The organism is Stenotrophomonas sp. JAI102 (genome assembly GCF_013409105.1).
GTDB lineage: Bacteria > Pseudomonadota > Gammaproteobacteria > Xanthomonadales > Xanthomonadaceae > Stenotrophomonas > Stenotrophomonas maltophilia_AA.
Genome location: NZ_JACCCI010000004.1, coordinates 240,790 through 253,414 on the forward strand (window position 1 = coordinate 240,790; position 12,625 = coordinate 253,414).

Genomic DNA, 12,625 nt, shown 5'->3' on the forward strand with positions numbered 1-12,625 from the left:
CGCGGAGGTGCCTGGGCGCGTGGCGACGCGTTTGTCCAACAGGCGCCCGTTGGTCAGGGGGCGCGGTGTATCCTATGGGGCTAACGACAAACCCCCGTACCCCAAGGATTTGCATGTCCCTCATCGCCACTTTCGACACCACCCAGGGCCCGATCAAGGTCGAGCTGTTCGCCGACAAGGCCCCGCTGACGGTCGCCAACTTCGTCAACCTGGTCAAGCACGGCTTCTACGACGGCCTGGTCTTCCACCGCGTGATCCCGGACTTCATGATCCAGGGCGGCTGCCCCAAGGGCCAGGGCACCGGCGGCCCGGGCTACAAGTTCGAAGATGAAAAGAACGGCGTGAAGCACCAGGTCGGTTCGCTGTCGATGGCCAATGCCGGCCCGAACACGAACGGCAGCCAGTTCTTCATCACCCACATCAAGACCGATTGGCTGGACGGCAAGCACACCGTGTTCGGCCAGGTCCTCGACGGCCAGGCCATCGTGGACTCGGTCAAGCAGGGCGACGTGATCCACTCGATCACCCTGGAAGGCGACACCGACGCCGTGCTGGCCGCCCAGGCCGAGCGCGTGGCGGAGTGGAACAAGCTGATCCCCACCGCCTGATCCGATCCCGACGGCCCCCTGTGAAGGGGGCCGTTTTTACGTTTCTTAGCAGAGGAAATCCCCATGAAAGCACCTGTTCGTGTTGCCGTGACCGGCGCCGCCGGCCAGATCGGCTACGCCCTGCTGTTCCGCATCGCCTCCGGCGACATGCTGGGCAAGGACCAGCCGGTCATCCTGCAGCTGCTCGAGCTGCCGGTCGACAAGGCCCAGGCCGCACTGCGCGGCGTGATGATGGAACTGGAAGACTGCGCCTTCCCGCTGCTGGCCGGCATGGTCGGTACCGATGACGCCGAAGTGGCCTTCAAGGACGCCGATATCGCCCTGCTGGTCGGCGCGCGTCCGCGCGGCCCGGGCATGGAGCGCAAGGATCTGCTGCTGGAAAACGCCAAGATCTTCACCGCCCAAGGCGCGGCACTGAACAAGGTCGCCAAGCGTGACGTCAAGGTGCTGGTGGTCGGCAACCCGGCCAACACCAACGCCTACATCGCCATGAAGTCGGCGCCGGACCTGAACCCGCGCAACTTCACCGCCATGCTGCGCCTGGACCACAACCGTGCGCTGAGCCAGCTGTCGGCCAAGCTCGGCAAGCCGGTCGGTGGCATGGAGAAGCTGATCGTGTGGGGCAACCACAGCCCGACCATGTACCCGGATTACCGTTTCGCCACCGCCGAGGGGGCCTCCATCGCCGAGGCGATCAACGACCAGGAATGGAACGCATCGACCTTCATCCCGACCGTGGGCAAGCGCGGCGCGGCGATCATCGAAGCCCGTGGCTCGTCCTCGGCGGCCTCGGCCGCCAATGCCGCCGTCGACCACATCCGTGACTGGGTGCTGGGCAGCAACGGCAAGTGGGTCACCATGGGCGTGCCGTCCGACGGCTCCTACGGCATCCCGGAAGGCGTGATCTTCGGCTTCGCGGTCACCACCGAGAACGGCGAGTACACCCTGGTCAAGGATCTGCCGGTCGACGACTTCAGCCAGAAGTACATCGACAAGACCCTGGCCGAGCTGGAAGAAGAGCGCTCCGGCGTCGCCCACCTGCTGGGCTGATCGAGCTGCACCAGGTGCCGGCTGCTGGTCGGCACGGATTGGAAAAACGCCGGGCACTGCCCGGCGTTTTTTTGTCCGCACCGTCGGTCGCCTATTCCCGGTAGTGCCGGCCGCTGGCCGGCTCTCCAGGTCCCCGGCAGTGCAAGGAGCCGGCCAGCGGCCGGCACTACGTACGACCAAGGTCGGACGGCCCGCGCGCCGCCATCGGACTATGCTCGATCCCATGACTTTGTCTGGGAGGGCTGTCATGCGTTACGAAGATGTCTATCGACGTTCGGTCGATGAACCCGAGGCGTTCTGGGGCGAAGAGGCCCAGCGCATCTACTGGCATACACCACCGCAGCAGATCCTCGATTACAGCACCCCGCCGTTCCGGCGCTGGTTCGTCGGCGGGGAAACCAACCTCTGCTACAACGCGGTCGACCGCCATCTGGTCGATCGCCCGGATCAGCTCGCGCTGGTCGCGGTCTCCAGCGAAACCGGCGTCACCCGCGAGATCACCTACCGCGAGCTGCACCGTGAAGTGAATGCCTTCGCCGCCGTGCTGCAGCGGCTGGACGTACAGCGTGGCGACCGCGTGGTGATCTACATGCCGAACATGGCCGAAGCCGTGTTCGCGATGCTGGCCTGCGCACGCATCGGGGCGATCCATTCGGTGGTGTTCGGCGGCTTCGCCGCGCACAACCTGGCACTGCGCATCGATGACGCCGAACCGAAGCTGCTGATCGCCGCCGACGCCGGCAAGCGCGGCGGCAAAGTGATTCCGTACAAGGCGATGGTCGATGCTGCCTGCGCCGAAGCCGCTTCGCCGCCACCGCACGTGCTGATCGTCTCGCGCGGCCTGGACCCGGCCGAACCGAAGGTGCCCGGCCGCGACGTCGACTACGCCACGCTGCGTGCCGAAGTGGGCGACCAGGATGTGCCGGTGGTGTGGCTGGAATCCAGCGAGCCGAGCTATCTGCTGTACACCTCCGGCACCACCGGCAAGCCCAAGGGAGTGCAGCGCGATGTCGGCGGCTACGCGGTCGCGATGGCGCAGTCGATGGAGACGGTGTTCGACTGCAAACCCGGCCAGGTGATGTTCTCCACCTCGGATGTGGGCTGGGCGGTCGGGCATTCCTACAACGTCTACGGCCCCCTGATCGGCGGCTGCACCTCGCTGCTGTACGAAGGGCTGCCGACCAATCCGGACCCGGGCATCTGGTGGGCGCTGTGCGAACAGTACGGCGTGCGCACGCTGTTCTCCTCGCCGACCGCGATCCGCGTGCTCAAGAAGCACGATGCCGATTTCATCCGCCGCCACGATCTGGAAGCACTGAAGTACGTGTTCCTCGCCGGCGAACCGCTCGACGAGCCGACCGCGCACTGGATCAACGACGCACTCGGCAAGCCGATCATCGACAACTACTGGCAGACCGAAACCGGCTGGCCGGCACTGACCCTGCTGCCGGGCGTGGACATGAAACCGGTGCGCTTCGGCTCGCCCGGTTTCCCGAACCTCGGCTACCGGATGAAGGTCATCGATGAGAACACCGGCGAGACCGTCGCGCCGGGGCAGAAGGGCGTGCTGGTGATGATCCCGCCGCTGCCGCCGGGCTGCATGACCACGGTCTGGAAGGACGACGCGCGCTTCATCCAGAGTTATTTCAGCCACTTCAAGGAACTGCTGTACAGCTCGCTCGACTGGGCGATCCAGGACGAAGACGGCTACACCTTCATCCTGGGCCGCACCGACGATGTCATCAACGTGGCCGGGCACCGCCTGGGCACGCGCGAGATCGAAGAGTGCATCGCCGGCCATCCGCTGGTGGCCGAGGCTGCCGTGATCGGGGTCAAGGATGAACTCAAGGGCCAGGTGCCACTGGTGTTCGTCACCCTCAAGCAGCCCCTGCAGGGAGACGGCAGCGCCGTGGCGGCCGAGATGATGCAGCGGGTGACCAACACCCTCGGCGCGGTCGCGCGGCCGGCGCACATCCATATCGTCAACGCACTGCCCAAGACGCGCTCGGGCAAGCTGCTGCGGCGCTCGCTGCAGGCGCTGGCCGAGGAGCGTGACCCGGGTGATCTGTCGACCCTGGATGACCCGGCGGCGTTGGACGAGATCCGGCGCGCGCTGGGAACCTGAGGTGCTGCAGGTCAGCCCGGTCGTGTAGTGCCACGCCATGCGTGGTCGCGATGCGCACCGGCATTTGACGCGTTCCCCAAGGCCCGTCCTCCTCGGAGAGACGGGCCTTTTTCCTGCGTGTGAGGGGCGGCCGCCGGGCCCATGTTGCAGTGCATTACCGAGGACGCGAGCGCTCGGGTAAGCTCCGGAGGTGATCGCTGGGGACGCGGCGCGCCTGGGGCGGCCACCGACGCCCATCGGCCTGGAAGATGGGAAAGGGGGCGCGTACGCGTCGGCGAACGGCCGGCGCGACGCGCGATGATGCACCACGTGAAAGGGGGAGCACATGGCGTACATCCATGCGAAGACGGCCGCTGGCCGTCAGGAAATCGAGGATCGTGCACGGCGCCTGCCGCCGGCGCTGCGGTCCATTCTGCTGATGGTCGATGGTCAGCGCGATGACACCGCGTTGACCGCGCTGTTGCCGGGCCTGCGTGCGCCGGATGACGCGCTGGCGCAGCTCTCGGCGATGGGCCTGATCGAGATCGTCGGCGGCAGTGCTGCACCGGTCGTCGCCGCGGCACTGACCGCCGGGCGCGAGCAGGACCCGGAGCTCTACAAGCGTCTGTACGACTGGATGAGCGAATCAGTGCGCAGACACCTGGGTCTGAAGGGCTACTTCATGCAGTTGAAAGTCGAGCGCTGCACCGATGCCGGCAGCTTGGAGAAACTGTGGCCGGACATGGCCACCGCGATCAGCAAGGCGAAAAGCCCGGCGCTGGCCAACCGCTGGCTGGAAGAGACGCGCGCGTTGCTGCAGAGCGAGCCCCTGATCGCCTGAGCCGGTACGTCGACGGCGGCCAGGCAGCACGCTGTTTAGAATGCGTGCTGTTTCGTGTGCGGGAGAGTAGCGATGGTGGATGAGATCGAGGACGACGGCGCACCCGGGTGGAATGCCATCGATGCCGCGTTGAAGGCGGTGTATCCCACGCAGGCGCCGCAGCATTACGGCCCGGTGCTGCGCTCGCTGCTCGGTGGCGAGGAGCCGCTGGACGGCATCAGCGCGTACTGGAACGATGCGCCGCTGCCGCACTGGCACTTCGTCAGCTACGGCTTCTCCGAGCTGTATGAAAAGGAGAGCGATGATCCGGCCACCAGTGGCTACGGCTTCGAGCTGAGCTTCCGGGTTGCCGCGGCGGCGGGCAGCGAGCCGCCGGCGTGGGCGATGAACTTCCTGCAGAACCTGGCGCGCTACGTGTTCGCCAACGGCAAGGTGTTCCAGCAGGGCCACTACCTCAACGCAGGCGGGCCGATCGCGGCCGACACCGATACGCTGCTGCGGCACATCGCCTTCATGCGCGACCCGCAGCTGCCGCCGCGCGAGACGCCCAACGGTTCGCTGGAGTTCCTGCAGGTGATCGGGCTGACCGATGACGAGATGGATGCGGTGAAGCGCTGGTCGAGCACCGGCGTGCTCGAGGCGCTGCTGCCGAAGATGCCGCTGTGGATCACCGATATCGCGCGTGGCTCGCTGCTGGACGACCCCGCGCTCGCTGCCGCGGTGGCAGAGGGCGCGGCACGCGAAGGCTCGCAGACGGCCTATCTGTTCCTGGAGAAGCTGGGTTGGTCGGTGCGGGGCGAGGGCGCGGGACAGCAGTTGACCGTGACGCTGGGCGCGCGCCAGGTGGAATCGCTGCTCGCGCTGCTGCCGGCGCGGTTGCTGTTCGGGCAGCCGTTGACGCTGGTCAGCAACGATCGGCAGATCACGCTGTCGCCGGCCGCGGTCAATGCGCTGGTGGTCGAAGACGAAGCGCTGGACTGCCAGCTGGCACCGGCCACGGTGCAGGCGCTGGTCGCCACGGTCATGCCACGCCGCGGGACCTATGCGATCCCGGGCTGGCCGGCGCTGCAGGTGGTGGTGGAGCCGAGCGAACGGCGCGATGCCGAGGGCAATGTAGTGCGTACGATCGGGTAGGGCCACGCCATGCGTGGCTCCTTGTCCGGCCGGACGCGTGTGCTCCGGCCGGACCGCCTGCAGCCACCCATGGGGTGGCTCTACAGGAGGCCTTCCGCCTTCAGTGCCGCCTGCACGCCGGTATCGGCTTCCATCCGCTGCTTGAAGGCGGCGAGGTTGTCCAGGCCGCTCAGGTCGATCTTCGCGCCCGCGGCCCAGCGCAGGGTGATGTAGAAGTACGGATCTGCGAAGCTGCGGAAGCCGGCCAGCCACGGGCGGTCGGCCAACTGCTTGTCCGCGCGTTCGAACAAGCCGCGCAGGCGCTTGCGGGCGGTGGCGCGGAGCGCGTCGTACTGGGTGTCGTCTTCGATGAAGGTGCCCGGCCCGAACAGCGGCTTGAACGCCGGGTGCAGGTCGGAGTTGACGAAGGACAGCCAACGGGTGGCTTCGGCGCGCTGCTTCGGGCTGCCGTCACCGGTCAGGCCGGCCTGCGGGTAGGTATCGGCGATGTAGCCCAAGATGGCCGCGTTCTGGGTCAGCACGAAATCGCCATCGACCACCACCGGCACCGAGCCGGCCGGATTGAGGGCCAGGAACGGCGGCGCCTTCAGGGTGTCCTTGTCGAGCAGTTCCACCTCGAACGGCTGGCCGGTCCACTGCAGGGCGATGTGGTCGGCGGTGGAGCAGGCTCCGGGCTTGCTGTACAGCTTCATGGGAACTCCGTTGCGGATGGGTGGAAGGTGAGCCGCCCACTATTCCAGAGCCGGCCCCGCATCCTCAACGGTATGGCCGTAACAGATCGTTACGACGCGCGTGGCTTGAGTTTCTGCACGCGGTAGAAGGTGTGATCGCCGATCGTGGCCACCTGGTAGGCATTGCGCCAGCTCGGGTTGGCGATCGCCAGGGCCGCGAAGTGGCTGGCGCCGGGAACGATCTCCTTGCGCTCACCGGCCGGCAGGGCCCAGTTGCGCTCGGCATCGAAGGCGACGGTCATCGCTTCCTGCCAGGCATCGGCGTTGCCGAGCTGGGTGCCGGGCGCGACGATGGTCGGGGCGAACTGCTTGCGGGCGGTCACCACCTGGCACATCGAGTCGCCCCAGAGGCCGCTGTCCAGGCGGCGCAGGGCCACTTCCGCGACGGCTTGCTGGCCGCGCAGGGTCTGGTCACGCGCTTCGAGGTAGACGGTCGTGCTCAGGCACAACGAATCGGCGGCAGGCTGCGGCAACAACTGTGACAGCCAGAGAATCCAGGCCAGTTTCATAAATCTCCTTGCTCCGTGTGGGCCGCACCTGGCTGTTCCATCCGATCGTGCGGACGGGGCGTGGGTACGACTTGGCGTCATGGGGAGGCGGCCATCGGGGCCGCCCGGGGGCGGACCCGAAAGAAGACGTGGGGTCCGCGCGCTCACTCGAACTGGGTGGTGAGCGGGAAAGTTGGCGCACGATAGGGGGGGATTTCCCAATGCATCCTGAACCCGAAAGCTTGACATTCAGGTTCGGAGGTCGGGCTGAATCGGTGGTTCAGCCCCGTATTCAGGTCCGTTTGGACCCGGATCAGAGGGCAGCGGCGACCCGGCTGCCCTGATCGATCGCGCGCTTGGCGTCGAGTTCGGCGGCGACATCCGCGCCGCCGATCAACTGTGCCTGGATGCCGGCTGCCTGCAGCGCGGCGTGCAGATCACGGCGCGGTTCCTGCCCCGCGCAGACCACCACATGGCTCACCGGCAGCAGCTGTTCCTGACCGTCCACGCGGATGCGCAGGCCGGCGTCGTCCACGCCCAGGTACTCAACGCCACCGAGCATGCTCACGCCCTTGGCCTTGAGCGTGGCGCGGTGGATCCAGCCGGTGGTCTTTCCCAGGCGGGCGCCGGGTTTGCCCGGGCTGCGCTGCAGCAGCCAGACCTTGCGCGCGGGGGCTTCAGGTGCCGGTTTGGCGAGCGCGCCGCGGCCCTCGAACGTCGGGTCCACGCCCCACTCGGCCATCCAGCGCGCCGGGTCCAGCGCGGAGGAGGGCCCCTCGTGGACCAGGAACTCGCCGACATCGAAGCCGATGCCGCCGGCGCCGATGATCGCGACCTGCTCGCCCACCTGGACCCTGCCGAGCAGCACATCCAGGTAGGTGACCACCTTGGGATGGTCGGCGCCGGGGAAATCGACCCGGCGCGGGGTGATGCCGGTGGCGATCACCACCTCGTCGAAACCGGCCAACGCGGCCACGTCGGCCACCGTATCCAGCCTCACCTCGACGCCGGTCTCGCCCAGCTTGTGGCGGAAATAGCGCAGCGTCTCGTGGAATTCTTCCTTGCCCGGGATGCGCTTGGCGACATTGAACTGCCCGCCGATTTCGCTGCCGGCATCGAACAGCGTCACCGCGTGGCCACGCTCGGCAGCCACGGTCGCGCAGGCCAGCCCGGCCGGACCGGCGCCGACCACGGCGATGCGGCGCGGGGCGGTGGTCGGGCGGTAGACCAGCTCGGTCTCGTGCACGGCGCGCGGGTTGACCAGGCAGCTGGCCGTCTTGTTCTCGAATACGTGGTCCAGGCAGGCCTGGTTGCACGCGATGCAGGTGTTGATCGCCTCCGGGCGACCGGCGCGCGACTTGTTGGCCCACTGCGGGTCGGCCAGCAGCGGCCGCGCCAGCGAGACCATGTCGGCACCGCCCGCGGCGAGGATGCGCTCGGCAACGTCGGGCATGTTGATGCGGTTGGTCGCGATCACCGGCACGCGGACATGCGGCTTGAGCTTGGCGGTGACCCCGGCAAAGGCGCCGCGCGGGACCGAGGTGGCGATGGTCGGGATGCGCGCCTCGTGCCAGCCGATGCCGGAGTTGATCAGGGTCGCGCCCGCCGCTTCGATGGCCTGCGCCTGCTGCACGATCTCGGCCCAGTTGCTGCCGTCGGGCACCAGGTCCACCAGCGAAAGCCGGTAGATGATGATGAAGTCCGGCCCACAGGCCTCGCGGATGCGGCGCACGATCTCCACCGCGAAGCGCATGCGCTGTGCCGCGTCGCCGCCCCAGCGGTCGGTGCGCTGGTTGGTGCGCGGCGCGATGAACTCATTGATCAGATAGCCTTCCGAGCCCATCACCTCGACGCCGTCGTAGCCGGCTTCGCGGGCCAGCCGCGCGCTGCGTGCGTAATCGGCGATATGGCGGTCCACGCCGCGCGCGGACAGCGCCCGCGGGGTGAACGGGTTGATCGGCGCCTTCAGCTTGGAAGGTGCCACCGAGAGGGGGTGGTAGGCGTAGCGGCCGGCGTGCAGCAGCTGCAGGCAGATCTTGCTGCCGTTGTCGTGCACGGCCCGGGTGACCTGGCGATGCGGGCGCACCTCCCAGGGCCAGGACAGCTTGCCGCCGAACGGCTTGAGCCAGCCGACCACGTTGGGCGCGAAGCCGCCGGTGACGATCAGGCCGACACCGCCGGCGGCCCGCTCGGCGAAATACGCTGCCAGCCGCGGGAAATCGCGCGCGCGGTCTTCCAGGCCGGTGTGCATGGACCCCATCAGGACCCGGTTGCGCAGCTGGGTGAAGCCCAGATCGAGCGGGGTGAACAGATGTGGGTAGGCGGTGGATTCGGCGGCTGGCGACATGTGGATACGCTTGCGTACGGAAGCCCGCAGGGTGCCGCGAATGCTTCTGAAGAGCAAGCGGCGGCGCCTGGCCGATGCCGACGCCCGGTCGACACCGGCGCTGTTATGGCGCGACGGCGGCCGGGGCGGGCTTGCGGATGCCGAACAGCGGCAGGGTGACCCCGCACAGCGGGCCGATCAGCAGGGCGAAGGCGAGGGTGCCCACGCCGACGTTGCCGCCCAGCCACCAGCCGATCAGCAGCACGGTGCCTTCGATCGCGCTGCGCACGATCCAGATCGGCCAGCCGGTGCGGGCATGCAGGCCGGTCATCAGGCCGTCGCGGGGGCCGGGGCCGAAGCGCGCGCCGATGTACAGGCCGGTGGCGAGCGCGACCAGCAGCAGGCCGCAGACGAACATCGGGATCTGCCAGGCCAGGCCATGCACCTCCGGCAGCAGCCACAGCCCGAACTGCGCGCTGGGGCCGATCAGCATCACGTTGAGCACCGTGCCCAGCCCGGGCTTCTGCCGGATCGGCCACCACAGCAGCAGCACCAGCGCGCCGATCACATTGGTGGCCACGCCGAAGGACAGCGGCGTCTGCAGCGCGATGCCCTGGGAAAGCACATCCCAGGGCGCCACCCCGATCGCCGCGCGGATCATCACCGCCGCGCCGAAGCCGTACAGGAACAGACCAAGCAGGAGTTGCAGCAGGCGCAGGGGCAGGGACGTGGGCATGGCGGATTCACCGGAAGGGCCACTGACTGTAGGCGGCACCGGGCGCCGCCGACAGATACAGATGAAGGCGAATGCGCGCTGACACGTTGCCGCGCGACTACGCCCAGCCGGACAGCACCAGCTTGCCGATCACGCCGCCACCTTCCAGCCGGCGGTGCGCTTCACGCAGGTTCGCGGCATTGATCGTGCCCAGGTGCCTGTGCGCGGTCGTGCGCAGCTCCCCGGCGTCGATCAGGCTGGCCGCACGGCTGAGGATGCGGTGCTGCTCGATCATGTCCCCGGTCTGGAAGCGCGCGCGCGCGAACATGAATTCCCAATGGATGCCGATGCACTTGGCTTTGTAGGGATCGCCGATGCGCAGCGGCCCGCGTGGCTCGACGATCAGGCCGACATGCCCCTGCGGTGCCAGCAGCTCGCCCACGGTCTCCCAGTAGTGATCGGTATCGGCAAGGTTGAGCGCGACCTGCACCTGCGCGATGCCCAGCGCCTGCAACTGGGCAGCCAGTGGCTGGCGATGATCGATCACGTGGTCGGCGCCCATCTGCAGGCACCACGCGCGGGTTTCCTCGCGCGAGGCGGTGGCGATCACGGTGAAGCCGGCATGCCGGGCCAGCTGGATGGCGATCGAACCGACACCGCCGGCGCCGCCGATGATCAGCAGGTGCTGGCCACGATGGCGGCTGTCTTCAAAGTGCAGCGGCATGCGCTGGAACAGCAGTTCCCATGCGGTCAACGTGGTCAACGGCAACGCCGCGGCCTCGGCGAAATCCAGCGTGGTCGGTTTGCGTCCGACCAGGCGCTCGTCCACCCAGTGATACTGCGCATTGCAACCGGAGCGGGTGACGTCGCCGGCGTAATACACCTCGTCGCCCGCAGCGAAGGCGGTGACGTCAGGACCGACGGCTTCAACGACGCCGGCCGCGTCATAGCCCAGCACGCGCGGCGGATCCTCCTGCTGCGCGCGCGGCGCGCGCTGTTTGGTGTCCACGGGATTGACCGAAACAGCGTGTACCCGCACCAGCAGGTCACGTCCCTGCGGGCTGCCAGGCGGGGCGATGCTGAGGTCCTGCAGCGCGGCGGGGTCTTCAATCGGAAGATACTGGGTCAATCCCACGGCTTTCATGTCGGCTCCGTCATCGGGGGGAATGATCTTCATCATACGGATCACGCCGTCGCTGTTTCTGCGCTGAATCAAGGCGCACCGGTGATTTGAACCCTAACGTGAAAAATGTGTCGCGACGTCGCCTGAATTGCGCAAAACCCTTGTCATTGCTGGGTCTTGCGGAATTTCATCAACCTGTATAGGGTGCCACCAGCTGGACCCGGTAGAGGTCTGGCGGTCGTCTTCACATGTTACGGGACTGTTAACATCACCTTCACTCGCCTGAGCATAATGTTCGCGGCGGTGGCGTGCTGAATCGGCAGTCTGAAAACGACGCAGTAGTGCTGGCCCATGCCTCTACCGGTTTCATACCCCCGAAATAGGAGCTGTACTCAATGAACAAGAAGATCCTTACTGCCGCGCTGCTGGGCGGTCTGGCTTTCGCCCAGGCTGCATCGGCGCAGGATTTTGACGACCGCTGGTACCTGACCGGTTCGGCCGGCTTCAACTTCCAGGATAGCGACCGTCTGACCAACGACGCTCCGTTCGTTACCCTGGGCCTCGGTAAGTTCATCAGCCCCAACTGGTCGCTGGACGGCGAGCTGAACTACCAGAACCCGAACTTCGATGCCAACCAGGATCTGAACTGGAGCCAGTACGGCGCGTCCGTCGATCTGCGTCGCCACTTCATCCAGGAAGGCCGCGGCTGGAACCCGTACCTGCTGTTCGGCCTGGGTTACCAGAAGTCGGAAGAAGAGTACGCAGCGCTGGACACCAACGGTCCGCGTGAGCGCAAGGACGGCAACTTCGCCGCCAAGCTCGGCGTCGGTCTGCAGACCACCTTCGAAAAGCGCGTCGCCGTGCGTGCCGAAGTGGCCTACCGCGCTGACTTCGACGACCAGAGCGTTGCTGCTCCGAGCGAAGACTGGTTCGGCGACGTGCTGGCTTCGGTCGGTGTCGTGATCCCGCTGGGCCCGGCCCCGGTCGCTGCCGTGCCGGCTCCGGCTCCGGTTGCGCCGAGCTGCGCCGATCTGGATGACGACGGTGACGGCGTCAACAACTGCGACGACAAGTGCCCGAACTCGCAGCCGGGTCAGACCATCGGTCCGGACGGTTGCCCGGTCCCGGTGTCGATCGATCTGAAGGGCGTGAACTTCGACTTCGATAAGTCGAACCTGCGTCCGGACGCGGTTGCGATCCTGAGCGAAGCTTCGGAAATCCTGAAGCGTTACCCGGATCTGCGCGTTGAAGTCGCCGGTCACACCGATTCCAAGGGTTCCGACGCTTACAACCAGAAGCTGTCCGAGCGTCGTGCTACCTCGGTGTACAACTACCTGACCCAGAACGGCGTTGACGCTTCGCGTCTGGTCGGTCCGATCGGTTACGGCGAGAGCCGTCCGATTGCGCCGAACACCAACCCGGATGGTTCGGATAACCCGGAAGGCCGCGCCAAGAACCGTCGTACCGAGCTGAACGTCCAGAACTAATCCTTCTGGCGGTACAGT

At 67.1% G+C, this 12,625-nt stretch carries 11 protein-coding genes; 6 read left to right on the top strand and 5 right to left on the bottom strand.

Annotation, left to right across the window (positions count from 1 at the left end; translation table 11 throughout):
* Positions 1–113 precede the first annotated feature (113 nt).
* The 5 genes from HDC96_RS16170 (at position 114) to HDC96_RS16190 (ending at position 5,737) form a co-directional block, all read left to right on the top strand.
* A complete protein-coding gene (locus tag HDC96_RS16170; RefSeq protein WP_088435214.1) occupies positions 114–608 on the top strand; it encodes a peptidylprolyl isomerase in 495 nt (164 codons plus the stop codon).
* A gap of 63 nt (positions 609–671) precedes the next feature.
* On the top strand, positions 672–1,658 hold the full coding sequence (locus tag HDC96_RS16175) for a malate dehydrogenase (RefSeq protein WP_179460857.1): 987 nt from the start codon (positions 672–674) through the stop codon (positions 1,656–1,658).
* Between the two features lie 247 nt (positions 1,659–1,905).
* The gene (gene prpE / locus HDC96_RS16180) at positions 1,906–3,783 is read left to right on the top strand and encodes a propionate--CoA ligase (RefSeq protein WP_179460858.1); all 1,878 of its coding nucleotides are present in this window, start codon (positions 1,906–1,908) and stop codon (positions 3,781–3,783) included.
* Between the two features lie 325 nt (positions 3,784–4,108).
* Positions 4,109–4,603: a hypothetical protein gene (locus HDC96_RS16185; protein WP_179460859.1), complete on the top strand. Its 495-nt coding sequence runs from the start codon at positions 4,109–4,111 to the stop codon at positions 4,601–4,603.
* Positions 4,604–4,675: 72 nt separating this feature from the next.
* Positions 4,676–5,737: a suppressor of fused domain protein gene (locus HDC96_RS16190; protein WP_179460860.1), complete on the top strand. Its 1,062-nt coding sequence runs from the start codon at positions 4,676–4,678 to the stop codon at positions 5,735–5,737.
* A gap of 80 nt (positions 5,738–5,817) precedes the next feature.
* Here HDC96_RS16190 and HDC96_RS16195 read toward each other — a convergent pair whose 3' ends face one another.
* From HDC96_RS16195 to HDC96_RS16215, 5 genes are all read right to left on the bottom strand, one after another.
* Positions 5,818–6,429 (bottom strand): glutathione S-transferase N-terminal domain-containing protein, encoded by a 612-nt coding sequence (locus HDC96_RS16195; protein ID WP_179460861.1) that lies wholly within the window; start codon positions 6,427–6,429, stop codon positions 5,818–5,820.
* Positions 6,430–6,518: 89 nt separating this feature from the next.
* Positions 6,519–6,977 (bottom strand): cell wall hydrolase, encoded by a 459-nt coding sequence (locus HDC96_RS16200; protein WP_088435200.1) that lies wholly within the window; start codon positions 6,975–6,977, stop codon positions 6,519–6,521.
* A 292-nt stretch (positions 6,978–7,269) separates the two neighbouring features.
* Positions 7,270–9,303: an NADPH-dependent 2,4-dienoyl-CoA reductase gene (locus tag HDC96_RS16205; RefSeq protein ID WP_179460862.1), complete on the bottom strand. Its 2,034-nt coding sequence runs from the start codon at positions 9,301–9,303 to the stop codon at positions 7,270–7,272.
* A gap of 103 nt (positions 9,304–9,406) precedes the next feature.
* Entirely contained in the window at positions 9,407–10,018 is a 612-nt protein-coding gene (locus HDC96_RS16210) for a hypothetical protein (RefSeq protein WP_179460863.1), read from the bottom strand.
* Positions 10,019–10,115: 97 nt separating this feature from the next.
* Entirely contained in the window at positions 10,116–11,141 is a 1,026-nt protein-coding gene (locus HDC96_RS16215) for a zinc-binding alcohol dehydrogenase family protein (RefSeq protein WP_179460864.1), read from the bottom strand.
* Positions 11,142–11,515: 374 nt separating this feature from the next.
* Here HDC96_RS16215 and HDC96_RS16220 point away from each other — a divergent pair, with 374 nt between their 5' ends.
* The gene (locus HDC96_RS16220) at positions 11,516–12,607 is read left to right on the top strand and encodes an OmpA family protein (RefSeq protein WP_179460865.1); all 1,092 of its coding nucleotides are present in this window, start codon (positions 11,516–11,518) and stop codon (positions 12,605–12,607) included.
* Positions 12,608–12,625: the final 18 nt, after the last annotated feature.